At 61.1% G+C, this 15797-nt stretch carries 17 protein-coding genes; 12 read left to right on the top strand and 5 right to left on the bottom strand.

What is annotated here, in order from left to right; all coding sequences use genetic code 11:
• Position 1: 1 nt before the first annotated feature.
• The 4 genes from ACSQ8V_RS05975 to ACSQ8V_RS05960 are packed head-to-tail and all read left to right on the top strand — an operon-like array spanning position 2 to position 2371.
• On the top strand, positions 2 to 718 hold the full coding sequence (locus tag ACSQ8V_RS05975) for a PRTRC system protein B (RefSeq protein ID WP_436205168.1): 717 nt from the start codon (positions 2 to 4) through the stop codon (positions 716 to 718).
• An 8-nt stretch (positions 719 to 726) separates the two neighbouring features.
• Entirely contained in the window at positions 727 to 1518 is a 792-nt protein-coding gene (locus ACSQ8V_RS05970) for a PRTRC system protein A (protein WP_436205167.1), read from the top strand.
• Positions 1515 to 1652 carry a hypothetical protein gene (locus tag ACSQ8V_RS05965; RefSeq protein ID WP_436205166.1) on the top strand — a complete coding sequence of 46 codons (138 nt, stop codon included), beginning with the start codon at positions 1515 to 1517 and terminating at the stop codon, positions 1650 to 1652. The genes ACSQ8V_RS05970 and ACSQ8V_RS05965 overlap by 4 nt, the downstream gene beginning before the upstream one ends.
• A 26-nt stretch (positions 1653 to 1678) precedes the next feature.
• Entirely contained in the window at positions 1679 to 2371 is a 693-nt protein-coding gene (locus tag ACSQ8V_RS05960) for a PRTRC system ThiF family protein (RefSeq protein ID WP_436205165.1), read from the top strand.
• A 67-nt stretch (positions 2372 to 2438) separates the two neighbouring features.
• On the opposite strand, the gene ACSQ8V_RS05955 is transcribed toward ACSQ8V_RS05960, so the two are convergent.
• Positions 2439 to 2651 carry a hypothetical protein gene (locus tag ACSQ8V_RS05955; protein WP_436205164.1) on the bottom strand — a complete coding sequence of 71 codons (213 nt, stop codon included), beginning with the start codon at positions 2649 to 2651 and terminating at the stop codon, positions 2439 to 2441.
• Positions 2652 to 2723: 72 nt separating this feature from the next.
• Between ACSQ8V_RS05955 and ACSQ8V_RS05950 the strand changes: the two genes are divergently transcribed.
• From ACSQ8V_RS05950 to ACSQ8V_RS05940, 3 genes are all read left to right on the top strand, one after another.
• Positions 2724 to 3410 (top strand): hypothetical protein, encoded by a 687-nt coding sequence (locus ACSQ8V_RS05950; protein WP_436205163.1) that lies wholly within the window; start codon positions 2724 to 2726, stop codon positions 3408 to 3410.
• Complete coding sequence (locus ACSQ8V_RS05945) at positions 3404 to 3667, top strand: DUF7446 family protein (RefSeq protein WP_436205162.1); 264 nt, start codon at positions 3404 to 3406, stop codon at positions 3665 to 3667. Before ACSQ8V_RS05950 ends, ACSQ8V_RS05945 begins: the two co-directional genes overlap by 7 nt.
• 214 nt (positions 3668 to 3881) lie before the next feature.
• Positions 3882 to 4949: a tyrosine-type recombinase/integrase gene (locus ACSQ8V_RS05940; RefSeq protein ID WP_436205161.1), complete on the top strand. Its 1068-nt coding sequence runs from the start codon at positions 3882 to 3884 to the stop codon at positions 4947 to 4949.
• Positions 4950 to 4990: 41 nt separating this feature from the next.
• Here ACSQ8V_RS05940 and ACSQ8V_RS05935 read toward each other — a convergent pair whose 3' ends face one another.
• From ACSQ8V_RS05935 to ACSQ8V_RS05920, 4 genes are all read right to left on the bottom strand, one after another.
• Positions 4991 to 7441 carry a ComEC/Rec2 family competence protein gene (locus ACSQ8V_RS05935; RefSeq protein ID WP_436205160.1) on the bottom strand — a complete coding sequence of 817 codons (2451 nt, stop codon included), beginning with the start codon at positions 7439 to 7441 and terminating at the stop codon, positions 4991 to 4993.
• 92 nt (positions 7442 to 7533) lie between these two features.
• The gene (locus ACSQ8V_RS05930; protein ID WP_436205159.1) at positions 7534 to 8322 is read right to left on the bottom strand and encodes a TatD family hydrolase; all 789 of its coding nucleotides are present in this window, start codon (positions 8320 to 8322) and stop codon (positions 7534 to 7536) included.
• 35 nt (positions 8323 to 8357) lie between these two features.
• On the bottom strand, positions 8358 to 9065 hold the full coding sequence (gene lolD / locus ACSQ8V_RS05925) for a lipoprotein-releasing ABC transporter ATP-binding protein LolD (protein WP_213763293.1): 708 nt from the start codon (positions 9063 to 9065) through the stop codon (positions 8358 to 8360).
• The gene (locus ACSQ8V_RS05920) at positions 9058 to 10311 is read right to left on the bottom strand and encodes a lipoprotein-releasing ABC transporter permease subunit (RefSeq protein ID WP_213763295.1); all 1254 of its coding nucleotides are present in this window, start codon (positions 10309 to 10311) and stop codon (positions 9058 to 9060) included. Before ACSQ8V_RS05920 ends, lolD begins: the two co-directional genes overlap by 8 nt.
• Positions 10312 to 10750: 439 nt before the next feature.
• On the opposite strand from ACSQ8V_RS05920, the gene ACSQ8V_RS05915 reads away from it, so the two are divergent.
• From ACSQ8V_RS05915 to prfB, 5 genes are all read left to right on the top strand, one after another.
• Complete coding sequence (locus ACSQ8V_RS05915; RefSeq protein ID WP_436206600.1) at positions 10751 to 11032, top strand: type II toxin-antitoxin system RelE/ParE family toxin; 282 nt, start codon at positions 10751 to 10753, stop codon at positions 11030 to 11032.
• Between the two features lie 18 nt (positions 11033 to 11050).
• Positions 11051 to 11353, top strand: coding sequence for a HigA family addiction module antitoxin (locus ACSQ8V_RS05910; RefSeq protein ID WP_213763298.1), 303 nt, complete (start codon positions 11051 to 11053; stop codon positions 11351 to 11353).
• Between the two features lie 291 nt (positions 11354 to 11644).
• The gene (locus ACSQ8V_RS05905; protein WP_436205158.1) at positions 11645 to 12754 is read left to right on the top strand and encodes a regulator; all 1110 of its coding nucleotides are present in this window, start codon (positions 11645 to 11647) and stop codon (positions 12752 to 12754) included.
• A gap of 64 nt (positions 12755 to 12818) precedes the next feature.
• Positions 12819 to 14525, top strand: a complete 1707-nt coding sequence (gene recJ / locus ACSQ8V_RS05900) for a single-stranded-DNA-specific exonuclease RecJ (protein ID WP_436205157.1) — start codon at positions 12819 to 12821, stop codon at positions 14523 to 14525.
• A gap of 153 nt (positions 14526 to 14678) precedes the next feature.
• Positions 14679 to 15783, top strand: a protein-coding gene (gene prfB / locus ACSQ8V_RS05895; protein WP_436181197.1) for a peptide chain release factor 2 whose coding sequence is annotated in 2 segments (ribosomal slippage) — positions 14679 to 14759 and positions 14761 to 15783 — 1104 coding nt in all. Because the reading frame shifts where the segments join, the coding sequence is not laid out codon by codon here.
• The last annotated feature ends 14 nt before the right edge of the window (positions 15784 to 15797 follow it).

The raw sequence follows: 15797 nt of genomic DNA, 5'->3' as shown, positions 1-15797 counted from the left end.
CATGAACGACGTTGTCATCGAATGCGCCAGCGATATCGAACTGGAACTGGAAAGCGCACTGCTTTTCTACCGGTCGCAAGCGGGCAGCAACATCTACGCAACCAAGCATAACGCACGTGTGATCGACGGCACGCCGGCACTGATGCCGGGCGTACCGCTCACGCTCGACCAGCTCGCCGACATCGCGGAGGTGGCAGCTAAGCGCACTGCGTTTAGGGGATTTGTGCATGAGCGCGTCGTGTATCTCGCGCCCAACCAGATTGCGTGGTGGGTTCCGGCTCGCACGCGACGGGTGTGGTTCGCGACGCAGGACGAACTTGGTACGCGCTCGGGTGAAACCGCCCACCCGCCGCTTCTGTTCGTCGTCAATAAAACGAGTTGGTTCGTGTTTGCGCTTCGTCAAAACACACGGCCAGATCCATCGACGAAGTTGTACGTCGCGCCTTACTACAACGTGTGGGAAGGCGGCGAGATCTGCACGGGCAACGTCGAAACACCGGACACCATCAATTCAGACGCCATCAAGGTGTTTGAGGACGCATTTTTTCGCAGCCGCTTCACCCACTCCAACGCCACGCGGCTGATCAAAAGACGCGGCGGCGCCGAGCAACTCTGGCTCGATCTCCTCGACGGGGCCGCGTTTCCGATGAACGCACTTGTCGACAGTAAGACCACCTTGCAGCAAGCCATTAACCGAATCGCCAACGAGCGGAGCTAACCGTGAGCATGAAAGAGATTTTTGAGAAATTCGACGCATCTAACAACCAGAACGTGAAAGCGATCGGCGACACCCTCTCGAGCTTTTCGAGGGACGTCGCGGCCGAGCTCGAGCGCCTGATCACGCGCCCGATCGCTGCGACCGAGGGCGATGAAAACCTTGCGCTAGACGTCGCGCTTTACGACAGCGCCCCGACCGTCGTTGTGCCGGCACATGCCAAGTTCGCGCCGCTCGTTGATATCGGGCACCGCTTCCTGATGGCAGCCGAAGGCGTGTTCGTCGAAGTGCGACGTCCTTGGTTGCATGTGATTCAGCAGATCGCGAAGCACGGCTCCACGGGTCCTCGTCCGCCTTGCGGAACCGTCGACCCAAAGGTTGAACTCGCGTTCGGAAAACTCGGCGTAGCGATCCCGTTCATTCAGGCATTCGCCGAGGAAGCACGCACCGCCCTGCCGAACGAGCATGCCGCATGGATCGTCTGGAACCAAGAGCGCAAAGCATTGGCTTATCGCCCCCTGCGCGTGTCCTCGGCCACTCCCGGCGCCATCACCTTCGAGCGTCCAGCACTTCCCGCTAACGAGAGTCTAGTAATCGATATTCACAGTCACGGTGCCGGCGCTGCATTCTTCAGTGACCAGGACGATGCCGACGATGCGGGAGAAGTGAAGATATCGGCCGTGCTCGGCGGCCTTGCGGACGGCGGCACGCCGAGTGTCGCTTTCCGGCTGTGCGTCCTTGGCATGTTCATTCCGCTGAAGGTTCCGGCCGAAGCCGTATTCAACGTGACGGAGCCGGCATGACGGTTCTCTTAATCGTCTTGGCCTTCATCACTGGCGGTTGCTTCGGCTTCATTGTGCACGCGATCCTGGCGGCCGGCACGCCACTCGACATGGGCGAACATCGAACAGAGGCGAATACCCAATGCCGCACGTAACCCCGCCTGAATTTCTCGAGCGTCGAGTGAACTTGATCCTAATCGGTTGCGGCGGCAACGGCTCGCAAATGCTGACGGGCCTCGCACGGCTGAATCACGCGCTAGTGAATCTCGGGCACCCCGGCCTGCACGTCACTGTGTTCGACGGCGATACCGTCAGCGAAGCCAATATCGGCCGGCAAATGTTCAGCCCGGCCGACGTTGGCCAGCACAAGAGCGTCGTGCTTGTTCATCGGCTCAATGCCTTCTTTGGCCTCGATTGGTGTGCGCGCCCGAAACATGCCGGCGCCGATGAACTGGTTCGTGCCGGTGGCGCACTGGTTGTGATGTGCGTCGATAGCGCCGCCGCACGCGCCAAGCTCGCGCCCCTGCTTCGAAAGACTGCGGGTTACGTGCTCGACCTTGGCAATCGCGCGAGCGACGGTCAAGTCGTCTTCGGCTGCGATCGCAAATCCGTCGCCGGCAGTGCGCCGCTGCGCTGGCCGTATGACGTCCTGCCCGAGCTGGTCGACACGAGCGTGCCGGAAGACGACACGCCGAGCTGTGGTCTTGCGGAAGCGCTCGAGCGTCAAGAGCTTTTCATCAATCAGGCGATCGTGACGCCGGCACTCGGAATTCTTTGGGAATTCTTCCGGCACGGCCAGTTGACCTGGTGCGGCGCGTTCGTGAACTTAAAAACCGGCCACGTGCGGCCGCTACCTGTGGATAACTTGAAATGACCCAGCCCCAAGACAGCCTATTCAGCGAACTGCGCGCGGCGCACTGTACGGTCGATCGCGCCGTGATTCAGTCTCTCTTCGGCCCAGGACCGAAAACATCGCGCAGCGGCGTATCTGGCGGAAAGTTGTCTTCCATAGCCATGACCATGATCGCGTCGACTTCCTCTTCGCTTAGGTCATCGACCTCGATCCCGCGCATTTTGCATAGCACTTCCATCATCTCGCCAGCGGCTTCGATGACGTCGTGCGGGTTCGGTAGTTTCGGGTTTGTAGGTTCCATTTACCCCATATCGGCATTGTCAGAACGAAACTTTAGGCGAGATTCGATCCGCTCCTTGACAGGAGCACCAGCATGACCGAAGAACTGAAAATCAATCAGGAACGAGCCCTCTCGAAGGGATTGGCCGCACTGGAAACCATGGCCACGATCTGGGCCGCGCAAGCGAATCTCGACAAGATCGCGCAAGCGCTCGCCGCTGTGCCGGAGGTAACTCGCGCCAGTCGGATCCGGGAAATGATCAAGCAAGGCTTTATGGAGGGCGCTTACCAGCACTACCGCGACCGCGACCCCGCAGCGCAAGCGGCAATTACGGCGCCGCCGATGGACGGGGCGTACTGTGATTTTTGCGAGCAGGAAAAGCTCGTGGCCGCGCACGACTCAACGTACATGAGCGGTGTGTACCGCGGATTCGTCGGAGCTTGGAATCGGCTCCCGCAAAGCCTGCCGGCCTGGCGCGACGTTGTCGAAGAAAGACAGCGCCAGATCTCGGTTGAAGGGAAGACCACCGATCACGATGACGCTAACAACGCTGGAGATCTCGCGGCCGCCGCATCGGCATACGCGTTGAACGCCGCGTGCCAGCTTAATCCGTACTCGCAGCAACCGCTCGCCGAATTTCCGCTTATGTGGCCTTCGGATTGGGCCGCGAAGTGGTGGAAGCCGAAGAAGCCACGCGAAGATCTGGTCCGCGCCGGCGCACTGGTACTCGCCGAGATCGAGCGTATCGATCGCGGGACGGAAAAAGGCGCTGCATGTTGACCGGCGCCAAGCTCGACATGTGGATGTCGGAACGCACTCACCGCATCTACATCGGCCACTGCCGCGAGGTTCCGGAAGGAATTGTGTCTCGCGAAAAGAAGGACGTGACCGCGCAGTGTATTAACGGCGCGGCTGCTCACCTAGTTGCCATCGGCGAGACCGACGTCATCGTGACGCTCGACGATGGCAAATACCGAATTCAAATAACGAGCGCTGAGCCTCACCTGCTCAGCCCGAAAGCGAGGAAGTCACGATGAACGCAGTACCGACTGTCATCGGCACGCGAGCACTAGATCTGAAAGAGGTAGCGCAATTACTTCGCGTTTCTTATAGCACTGTGTACGCCCACAAGAAAGAGTTGGGATTCTTTCAAATCGGCTCGGTATGGCGCGTGTGGCCGGAAACACTTCAAACCGCATCAAAACACTACAATGAGCGTCGACCGGCGCAGACGGAACCGAAGGAAGAAACATGTCAATCCGAAAGCGCAATGGCTCTGACGTCTGGCATATCGACATCCGCACGCCAGGCGGCGGCCGAGTTAGACAGACTACTGGGACAACCAATCGCAAGGAGGCGCAGGAGTATCACGACAAGCTGAAGCACGACCTGTGGCGCGTAGCGAAGTTGGGTGAAAAGACTTCCCGGACGTTCGACGAGGCAGTGCTGAGGTTTCTAACCGAGCACGCTGGCACGGTGGACGTCACGAACAAGACGATCCACCTCAGGCATTTTCGGGAGGTTTTCGACGGACGCAAGCTCGACTCGATCACGCGCGACGAGATTTTCGCTGCGCTCCCTGTGGCAAGCAAGCGTTCCAAGGAAGTCACGGCGGTATCGAACACGACAAAGAATCGATATCTGGGCACCATGCGGGGCATGCTGAATACCGCAGTTCATGAGTGGGAATGGATCGACAAGGCACCGAAGCTGCCGGAGCTACAAACGGGTCAGAATCGGATCCGGTGGATCACGCGGGAAGAGGCTCAGCGGCTGCTCGCATCGATGCGGACAGAATGGATGCGCGACGTGACGATCTTCGGCTTTGCAACGGGCCTGCGTCAGGCAAACATTCTCGGGCTCGAATGGTCGCAGGTCGATCTGGTGAAGCGTCGCGCGTGGATTCACCCGGATCAGGCGAAGGCACGCAAGCCGATCGGCGTGCCGCTGAACGCGGAGGCCGTAGCGGCGATCCGGCGTCAGATCGGCAAGCACGATGCGTTCGTCTTCACCCGGCGCGGCAAAGAGTGTCTGAAGTGGGATCTAGAACAGTGGAACCGGACTTGCGAGCGCGCGGGGATTCAGAAATTCCGGTTCCACGACGTGCGGCACACGTGGGCAAGCTGGCACGTGCAGGGTGGAACGCCGCTGAATCGCCTGATGGAGTTGGGCGGATGGTCGAAATACGAGATGGTGCTGCGCTATGCCCACCTCGCGCCTGACCATCTGGCACCGCACGCCGACGCGGTCACAATTTGGGCACAGGATGGTTCAGGTATTTCTGGCGCAGTCCCGCCAAGAGTTTTAAAGGCTGGCTGAAAGCCTTGCTACATAAGGGTTTCAGCGCAACGGCGGGTCTCCTAAGAAGTCGGGGCGCTCGCTGGATGTTTAAGGTAGCCTACCTGAAATACCGCGACGCGCGGCCTCACGGCGTCGAGGAAAGGCTCGGTAGACGACGTCTTGCTGCCGTGATGCGGCACGATCAGCACGTCTGCCTGCAGCCCGGCGGGCTCGCGTTGCCCGAGTTGCCCGAGTTGCAATAGCTGGCGCTCGACGTCGGCTTCAATGTCGGCGGCCAGCAGCGCCGAGCGCCCCGCCGCGCTGGTCACTTTCAGCACGCATGACGTCGCGTTCGGTTTGGCCGCGAGCGGCCCGGCCTGCGGCCACAGCACGTCGAACACCACGCCGTCCCACTGCCAGCGCTGCCCCGCGACGCAGCGCAACAAAGCGCTGCCGTGATCCTGTGCCGTCTTCCACAACGGTTCACGCGGCCGCAGCGACGCCACGAATTGCCGGACCTGAATACTTTCGAGCACCGCGGGCGCACCGCCCGAGTGATCGGAATCCGAGTGGCTGATCATCAGCGTATCGAGCGTGGAAAGGCCGTGGGCGAATAGATACGGCACGACAAGCCGTTCACCCGCGTGCGTGGATTCGGGGCCCGGACCTGCGTCGAAGAGCAAGGTGTGATGCATGGTTTCGATGACGATGGAAGACCCCTGGCCAATGTCGAGCGCCGTTACGCGAAACGTGCCGTTCGGAGGCGCTTGAGAAACCGGAAGCGCGAGCGGCAACCAGGTAAGCGGAGCAGCGAACCGCAGCGGCCAGCCGCGCGGAGCCAGCGCCCATATCACGCCAAACGCCGCTGCCGTCAGCGCAAACCCGTCCGGTTGCGGCAAACGCCAGAGCGTCCATGTGGGTCCAGACAGGTGGGCGAGCGCGTCGAACATCGGGGTCAGCATGCCATGCGCCGCGCGGTAGGCGAAACCATCGAGCGGTGCGGGCAGCAAAACGGCCACCAGCACGGTCGGTGTCACGAGAAAGCTGATCCACGGAATCGCGAACGCGTTGGCAAGCGGCCCCAGCAGTGGAATCTGGAAAAACCAGTACGCGGTGAGCGGTGGGAGTCCGAGCGTTATGGCGTACTGCACGCGCGCACTGGAGGCGATCCCGCGGCCGACGCGCCGTGCCGTAGGTCTGAGCCACGCCAGCGAGCGAACCCGGACTCGCGTGATCATGTCGCCAAGCCGGTCGCGCATGTGGCGACGTGGTTGACTTCCAGCTTCATCGGTGGGCTCGCTCGCAGCAGGATCTTCGTCTGCCTGATCGTCGGCCTGGGGCGCCGCGAACTCCTCCGCGAAGCCGACCGATGCTCGCCGTCCACGCGATGCGATCGCGAACAGAATGGCCGCCACCGCGCAGAACGACAACCAGAATCCCGCCGCCGTCACCGCCCAGGGATCGGCAAGCAGAACAAGCCCCAGTGCCCAAGCGAGCACCAGCGAAGACGCCGGCCGGCGGCCGCTCAACACAGCGAGCGCGACGAAGCAAAGCATCCACATCGATCGTTGCGCGGGAACGTTGAATCCGGCGAGCGCCGCATAGAAAGCCGCGAATATCGCTGCGCCGGCTGCTGCCGCTTTTTGCGCCGATACGATCAGCGGCGCCGGCAACCCGCGCCATCGCAAGCGTCGCCATAACCCGCCGCACAAAAGCGCCGCGAGTCCTGCGACAAAGCCAATATGCAGCCCCGAAATCGCCACGAGATGACTCGTCCCGGTCGCGCGCAGCAAGGTCCAGTCGGCGTCGCTGACCACGTCTTGGGCGCCTGTAGCCAATGCGACGATAATTCCTCGATGCGGAGCACCATCGAGTGCCGTTAAAACCCGCTCGCGCAACCGCGCACGCCAACGATCGATCGTCAGCGCGGAACCGTGCGCATCCGTGGGCAAACGCCGAGCCACGCCCGGCATGGAAACGTAACCGGTCGCACGAATGTTGCGAGCGAGCAGCGCCACTTCAGCATCGCGGCCCCGAAAATTGGCATTGCCATGCGGACGTTTCAGTCGGGTGACCAGCGTCCATCGTTGCCCGGCCCAAAGAGCAGGTGGCGGTGCGACGGCAGGACCGCGTTTGGACGCATCCACCGCCATCCACGATAGCTGCACGACACGCGGAAAGTTCGTCAACGCGGCATCGTTCGATTCGACTTCAAACAGGAATCGTGTGCCGTCCGCGCCTTGCATTGGCAGTCCGCGCACGAATCCGGTCAACTCGATGTTGCGATTCTCGAACGCAACGGGCAAAACGCGTTGCAATCGCGTGTCTGCGCGCCAGGCGGCGTAACCGAAGCCAATAACCAATGCAGCCGCAATCAGCGACGCCGCGCGAAACCGCGGGAAACAAGCCGCGAGCGCGCAGGCAAGCCCGAGCAGGAGCAAAAGCGCCCATAAAACAAGGGCGCCGGGCAACACAGCTTGCTGCTGCAAACACATGATTCCCAACGCAAAGCCGATCAAGATACCGCGCACGCACGCTCCTCAAAAACTCGACGCGAGCGCAGACGCATCGAAGGAAAGAACTGCCCTTCAATGCCTACGATCGAACGAAAACAAGGAACTGATTATGCGGAGATAAGGCCAAGCCGCGGCAGCGCGGCGTGCGCGTTAGCCGTTGTGCCTAAGGAAAGCGTCTCTTCGTCAATGCCGCGCAACTCAGCAAGGACCCGCGCGATGCCAGGCACCTGATCCGGCGCATTGCGATGCTTGTAGAGCCATGAAGGCGCGATATCAGGCGCATCGGTTTCAAGCACGATCGCGTCCATGGGCAACTCCGCGGCGAGGCGTCGAATCTGGCGGGCGCGTTCGAAGGTCAGATTGCCGCCGAAACCCAGGCGCATGCCATGCGCGATGAACGCTTCGGCCTGCTGAAAACTGCCGTTGAACGCATGCGCAATACCGAGTTTGACGGAGAACACGCGCAGGCCCTTGAGCACCTTGTCCTGCGATTTGCGCACATGGCAGATCACCGGCAAATCGAACTCGCGTGCGAGCTTGAGCTGCTCGTAATAGAAGAAAGTTTGGCGCGCATCGTCTAGGCCGGGTACAAAATAGTCCAGCCCGATCTCTCCAATACCCACAAACCTCGGATCCCCCATACTCGCGGCAATCTGCTCGCGCAACACGCGCAGATCGTCGTCGTGCGCACGCGGCGTGAACAACGGATGAATGCCGAGCGCGTAAGCACCACCTTCAATGCGATGCGCGAGCTCACGCACGCGGTCGAAATTCTGGCGCTCCACGCCCGGAATCACGATCCGCGAGACACCCTCCTTCAACGCCGATGCCGCGACGTCATCGCGGTCGGCATCGAATTCGGATGCATCGAGATGGCAATGCGTGTCGATCCACATGCAAGGCCTCCAGCATTCCAGCGATTATCCAGCGATCAAACAGGGACGACCGGCTCCTCGAACAACACGCCGTCACGCAAGCGCATGATGCGGTCGCAGCGTGCGGCGAGATCGGGGTCATGCGTGACGATCACGAAGCTCGTCTCAAACGTCTGGGACAACTCCAGCATCAGGTTGAACACCGTATCCGCTGTGGCGCCGTCGAGGTTGCCGGTCGGCTCATCGGCGAGTACGCATGCCGGGCGCGTGACGAGCGCACGTGCAATCGCCACGCGCTGACGCTCGCCGCCCGACAATTCGCCCGGCCGATGTTTAGCCCGATGGCCAATCCCCACGCGTTCGAGCACGGCCATGGCCTCCTTGCGCGCGTCCGTTTCGCTCATGCGGCGAATGCGCAGCGGCATCGCGACGTTATCGAGCGCGGTGAATTCGGCAAGCAAATGATGAAACTGATACACGAAACCGAGCGCACGATTTCGCAGTTCATTGCGTTCGCGTTCACGCAATGCGGTGAACGGTTTGCCCAACAGTGAAACCTTGCCGGCGCTGGGTTCATCGAGACCGCCGAGCACGTGCAGCAACGTGCTTTTACCCGATCCCGATGCGCCGACGATCGCCAGTTTCTCGCCACGCCGGACCTGCAATTCTGCGTTATCGAGCACTTGCACGTTGAAGCCGCCTTGCACGAACGTCTTCGAAATCGCCGATGCTTCGAGCACGATGTTGCTGTTGTTATCACTCATAGCGCAGTGCCTCCGCCGGACGAACCTTGGCGCCCCGCCAGCTCGGATAGAGCGTTGCGAGCGATGACAATCCGAATGCGATAAGGCCGATCCGCGCGACGTCGGCGGGGACGAGTTCGGACGGCAATTCGCTGATGAAATACACCGATGGCGGCAGGAACTGCACGCCAAGCAGATGCTCGATCATGGGCACGAGCCACGGAATGCTCCACGCGATAAGGCACCCCAGCGTCACACCAAGCGCCGTGCCGATAAAGCCGATCGTCACGCCCTGGATCACGAATATCTTCATGATCGAGCCGGGTTGCGCGCCAAGCGTGCGCAGGATGGCGATGTCCGCTTGTTTATCGGTCACGGTCATCACCAGCGACGACACCAGGTTGAACGCCGCCACGGCAATAATCAGCGTCAAGATGATAAACATCATGCGTTTCTCGATCTGCACGGCCGAGAACCAGGTCTTGTTCTGCTGCGTCCAGTCACGGATATAGAGGTCGCCGGAAAGCGTTCGCGACAGTTGCCGCGCGACTTCCGGCGCACGCTGCATGTCCTTCAGCTTCAGGCGCACGCCCGTGGGCGCTGGCAGCCGGAACAGCGCCTGGGCGTCGGCGATGGAAATCAGCGCCAGCGTGGAGTCGTATTCGTAATGCCCCGACTCGAACACGCCGACCACGGTGAACTGCTTGAGCCGCGGCAGCATGCCCGCCGGCGTGATCGTGCCTTCGGGCGCGACCAGTGTGATCTTGTCGCCCGTTGTCACGCCGAGATTGGTCGCCAGATCCGCGCCGAGCACAATGCCGAAGCCGCCGGGCACGAGATCTGTGAGCTTGCCGCCCCGCATCTCCTTGCCGATATCCGACACTTCCGGTTCCAGCGACGGCTCCACACCTCGCAACGCCACGCCGCTGACCGCGCCTTGACGCGTCAGGAGCGCCTGGGCGTCCACGTAGGGTGCCGCGCCGATCACTTCCGGATTCTTGCGCGCTTCCTGCGCGGTCAGTTGCCAATTGGGCATGGACCCGGTCGGCGAGAATATTTCGACGTGCGCGAGCACGGACAACATGCGGTCGCGGACCTCTTTCTGGAACCCGTTCATTACCGAGAGCACCACGATCAGCGCCGCGACGCCAAGGGCGATACCAGCCATCGATACCAGCGCGATAAACGAGATGAAACCGTTGCCGGTGGTGCGTTTGCCGGCGCGGGTATAGCGCCAGCCGATCTGCCATTCGTAGGGAAGTTTCAAGCGATTCCTTTTCAGCGTTCTAACGTTCTTCGATCTTTACATCGCGCATTCGGCGCACGGCTGGAACCTTGCGGCTTGCGGCGTTTTTCTGACCCGAGCCAGGTCAATCGGGTGGCGGTCACAACGCCTTTTCTACCCTTACCGCATCGATCGAACGCAACCGGATGCACCGATCCGTCTGCAATCAAGCGCGAAGTTTGCCACACAATTCTTAGCCGAACCTTTAGCCCACGCTTTAACCGGGATGTCGCGGCGGATGGGGAAACGACGGCGCAAGCCAGCATGCTGGCCGTTCGGACGATTTCCGTCATCCATCTCGCAGTCCATACTCGCCTGGCTCACCCACACGGCATCGTCCCTCCGAAAACCCGGCTTCAGCCGCAGCAACGGCTCAATTTCATCACTCTTGACGTATTACGCAAAACGTAATACGATGAACATAATGATCCAAACGTTCCGATGCAAGGACACGCAAACACTGTACGAAGGTGGAACACCGAAACGGTTTCGGGCAATCGCTGATGTCGCTATCAGAAGGCTTACGGCATTGGACGCTGCAGTGGAAATACGCGACCTGAAGTCGCCGCCCGGCAACCGGCTCGAATCCCTTTCCGGCGACCGGCGCGGTCAGCTCAGTATCCGGATCAACGGTCAATGGCGCGTTTGTTTCAAATGGACGACGAAGGGTCCCGTCGACGTCGAAATCATCGACTATCACTGACCACTACTAGGAAAGCTCATGTCCAAGAACGGCATGCGTCCGGTTCACCCGGGCGAGATATTGCGGGAAGATTATCTGGTCCCGCTCGAAATGAGCGTGAACGCGCTGGCGCTGGCGTTGAATGTGCCTGCAACGCGTCTGCATGAAATCGTGAAGGAGCGGCGCGGCATCACGGCCGACACCGCCTATCGCCTTGCACGCTACTTCGACTCGACCCCCGAGTTCTGGTTGAATCTCCAAGCCATGTACGACTTGAAAACATTGCCCACGCGCAGTGAAATCGATCGCAAGGTTGAACCCCGTGAGTTGTCGCGCGCGTGATGCATCAAGCCGGGCAGGCACGGAAATGTGGTGTGGCCTGACTCCGGGTGTCGTCGTAAAACCTTGGGGCAAGGTCTGCGGAGTTGGGTTAGCGGAATTGATCCGCGAGCGATAGACCCGATCCCGGCGTGCAACACGCGCACCTTCGCTGCCACAGCCCAGCCTTGACGTGATCCAGGATCGACTTTGCGTGTCCGGCAGCTATCCACGTATTACTTGTTACGCATATGTAGCGTATAGCACCGAGGCAAATGGCAAGCGCCCGGAAGACACCGGGGCCTTTGCCATACAATGCGCAGCATCATGCCCACGTCCAAGCTCCCAGACCTTCACCTTCTCTTGCCGTTCGCGCTGCCATCGGCTGCGGACGCCGCCACCGCGCTGCACAAGCTGGACCGCCCCGCGCTCGACCGGCTGCTCGCCCGGGCGACGCTCGATGAGCGCGTGATCGGCGAGGATTTCCAGCGCACTCTGCCGCACGAGCGCTGGATCGCACGGCAGTTTGGCGTCGTGAACGAGGCGCCCGGACAAGCCGCCGACGAAGCGCCGCTCGCGCCCTATATGTTGCTCGCCGACGGCGGAACGCCCGGCGATACCATTTGGGCATGCATCGAACCGGTGCACGTGCGGATCGCGCGTGATCATCTGGTGCTGATCGATCCGGCCACGCTGGGTGTAGACGATCAGGAAGCACGCACGTTATTCGATGTCGTCAAGCCGCTGATAGAAGACCTCGGACTGACCATTCAGGCGCCGCAACCAGCACGCTGGTACGTCGCCGGACCGAATCTCGGCAAGCTCGCGGGCGCGTCGCCGTTGCGAGCGAGCGGGCGCAATATCGAAATCTGGTTGCCGCATGAAGCAGGCACCGGCGAGCGCTCACGTGCGTGGATGAAGCTGCAGAACGAAGTGCAGATGGCGTGGTTCGAACACCCGCTCAACGAAGCACGTGAAGCGCGTGGCTTGCCCGCGATCAACTCGATCTGGCTGCACGCGCAAGGCGCGCTACGCAGCGTAACGAGCCCATTCGCGCACGTGATGTCGAACGCTCCGGCCACACGCGGGCTCGCATTGGCAGCCGATATCGTGCCGCAAGCGCCGCCGGAATCTTTCGCCGCTTTCATGGCTTCAACAACGGCAAGCAATGGCCGCGCGCTTGTCGAACTCGACCCGTTTTCCGCACCGTTCATCGAGCAGGACTGGGCGCGCTGGAACGACGCGCTCGGCACGCTTGAGCGCGACTGGTTCGCGCCGGCCCTTGCCGCGCTCGAGAACGGAACGCTTGGCACGTTGCGCCTCACGTTGTGCAGCGACACGGGTTCAGTGTCGCTGACCGTCACGCGCGGCGCGTTGCGCAAATTCTGGCGGCGGCGTCCGATCGCGGCGCTGCTTATCGAATGAACGAAGCGAATAAACGAAACGAGTAGATGAAGCGAATGAAACGAATCCTCACCGGCCTGTCCGCATGACCCGAATCGTCACCCGTGCGCCCTCTCCCGCCGATGCCGCCGTCCTCGTGCGGCATGGCGTTCATCCTGTCATTGCGCGTCTGTATGCATCGCGTGGCGTGTGCTCGCCGGAAGAGATCGAGACCGAACTCAAGAAATTGCACGCGCCCGTCGGGCTGAAAGGTTGCGATGAAGCCGCCGCCGTACTCGCCGACGCGCTCGCGGCGAAGCGACGCATGCTGGTCGTCGCTGACTACGATTGCGACGGCGCCACCGCTTGCGCCGTTGCCGTGCGCGGCTTGCGGATGTTCGGTGCGCAGATCGATTACCTGGTGCCGAACCGGTTCGAATACGGTTATGGCCTGACGCCCGAGATTGTCGCGCTGGCCGCGCGCCGCGCGGGAGGAAAGCCGGATCTGCTGATCACCGTGGACAATGGCATCGCAAGCGTGGATGGCGTCGAGGCTGCGAATGCGTTGGGTATCGACGTGCTGGTGACCGATCACCACCTACCCGGCGATGAACTGCCGCCCGCGCGCGCCATCGTCAATCCGAACCAGCCGGGCTGTGCGTTTCCGAGTAAATGCATCGCGGGCGTGGGGGTCATTTTCTATGTGCTGCTCGCATTGCGGGCGGAGCTGCGTCGTCGCAATGCTTTCACCACCGACGCGCCCGAACCGCGTCTGGATGGCCTGCTCGATCTGGTTGCGCTCGGCACGGTCGCCGACGTCGTCAAGCTCGATCCGAACAACCGGATCCTGGTCGCGCAGGGCCTGAAGCGGATTCGCGCGGGACGAATGCAACCGGGCATCGCGGCGCTGTTTCGCGCGGCTGCGCGCGATGCGCGCGCAGCGTCCGGATTCGATCTCGGTTTTGCGCTTGGGCCGAGGCTGAATGCGGCGGGACGGTTATCGGATATGTCGCTTGGGATTGAATGCCTGATCACCGATGACATCGGCCGCGCATGGGAACTCGCGCAGCAACTGGATTCGATCAATCGCGAGCGGCGTGAAATCGAAGCCGGGATGCAGGAACAGGCGCTTGAGGAACTTGCCAATATCGATCCTTCGGATTCAGCCACGTTGACGCTGTTTAATCCGGCGTGGCATCAGGGCGTGATCGGGATTGTCGCGGGGCGGCTGAAGGAGAAGTTTCACCGGCCATCGTTCACATTTGCTCATGCCGATGACAGCGGGGTTTTATCGAAGGGATCGGGGCGCTCGATTCCGGGGTTTCATCTGCGCGATGCGGTCGACCTGATTTCCAAGCGCGAGCCTGGGATGATCGTGAAATTCGGCGGCCACGCAATGGCGGCGGGGATGACCATTGTTACCGCTGACATCGCGCGGTTTACTGCGGCGTTTGAAGCCGTCGGGCGCGAGTGGTTGACGTCCGATGCCTTGTCACGGGTGGTCGAAACCGACGGCGAACTCGAGGACGCTTATTTCACGCCGCAGTTTGTTGAATTGATCGATGGCGCGGTGTGGGGGCAAGGCTTTCCGGCGCCCGTGTTTTCCGGGGAGTTTGAAGTGGCGTCCCAGGCGCTGGTCAAGGACAAGCATTTGAAGCTGCAATTGCGGCGCGGGCAGCAGCGGTTCAACGCTATCTGGTTTAATCACACGGAAACGCTGCCGGCACGCGCCGTCGTGGCGTACCGGCTCGTTTCCGATACCTGGAATGGAGTCGCGCGGGTCCAGATGATCGTGGAACATGCGCTGGGGTAAGGCGCAGTCCGGCCTGGACCACTCATGCCGCCTCCCGCCATCCGTGCGAACGGACCACGCGCTCTCCCGCGCTGGCGGCCTTTGGCGTCCAGCAGGCACCCCGTCCTAAGCTATAATTTCCCTCTTAGCCAAAAAACCTGAAAACGATCAAAAATGGAAGCGGAACGTCTAAACGCAATCGAGAACCTCCTCGCCGACCTGCGCCGTCGCGCTGGCGAGCTCCGGGGGTATCTTTGACTACGACGCCAAGGCCCTGCGTCTTGACGAAGTCAACCGGGTACTAGAAGACCCGAACGTCTGGAACGACTCGAAAAACGCCCAGGCCCTGGGCCGCGAGAAAAAGCTGCTGGACAACGTTGTCACCACCATCACGGACCTCGACAACGATCTTCGCGACACGCAAGACCTCTTCGACATGGCCCGCGAAGAAAACGACGAAGACACGCTCGTCTCATGCGAAGCGGACACGGCAGCGCTCGAAAAACGCGTCGAAGACATGGAATTCCGCCGGATGTTCTCGAACCCGGCCGACCCGAACAACTGCTTCATCGATATCCAGGCCGGCGCCGGCGGCACGGAAGCGTGCGACTGGGCCGCAATGTTGATGCGCCAGTACCTTCGCTACTGTGAACGCAAAGGCTTCAAGACCGAAGTTCTCGAAGAATCCGACGGCGACGTTGCCGGTATCAAGAGCGCGACCATCAAGGTTGAAGGCGAATACGCGTACGGCTTCCTGCGCACGGAAACGGGCGTTCATCGGCTGGTACGCAAATCGCCCTTCGACTCATCGGGCGGACGCCATACGTCGTTTTCATCGATCTTCGTGTATCCGGAAGTCGACGATTCCATCGAAATCGATATCAATCCGGCCGACATTCGCACCGACACGTATCGCGCATCGGGCGCCGGCGGCCAGCACATCAACAAGACCGATTCGGCCGTGCGCCTGACTCACGCGCCCACCGGGATTGTTGTGCAGTGCCAGAACGACCGCTCGCAACACCGTAACCGCGCCGAAGCCATGCAGATGCTGAAAGCGAAGTTGTACGAGTTCGAAATGCGCAAGCGGCAGGTTGAGAAAGACAACCTGGAAAACAGCAAGACCGACGTGGGCTGGGGTCACCAGATCCGCTCGTACGTGCTCGATAACAGCCGCATCAAGGACTTGCGCACGAACGTGGAAATCAGCAACACGAAAGCCGTGCTGGACGGCGACCTGGACGACTTCATCGGCGCGAGTCTCAAACAGGGCGTATAAGCAAAAGTCGAGCA

Source organism: Caballeronia sp. LjRoot31 (genome assembly GCF_964253885.1).
Lineage (GTDB): Bacteria > Pseudomonadota > Gammaproteobacteria > Burkholderiales > Burkholderiaceae > Caballeronia.
The sequence above is the reverse complement of the archived record's forward strand: the minus strand, read 5'-3'. Positions and strand labels throughout refer to the sequence as shown.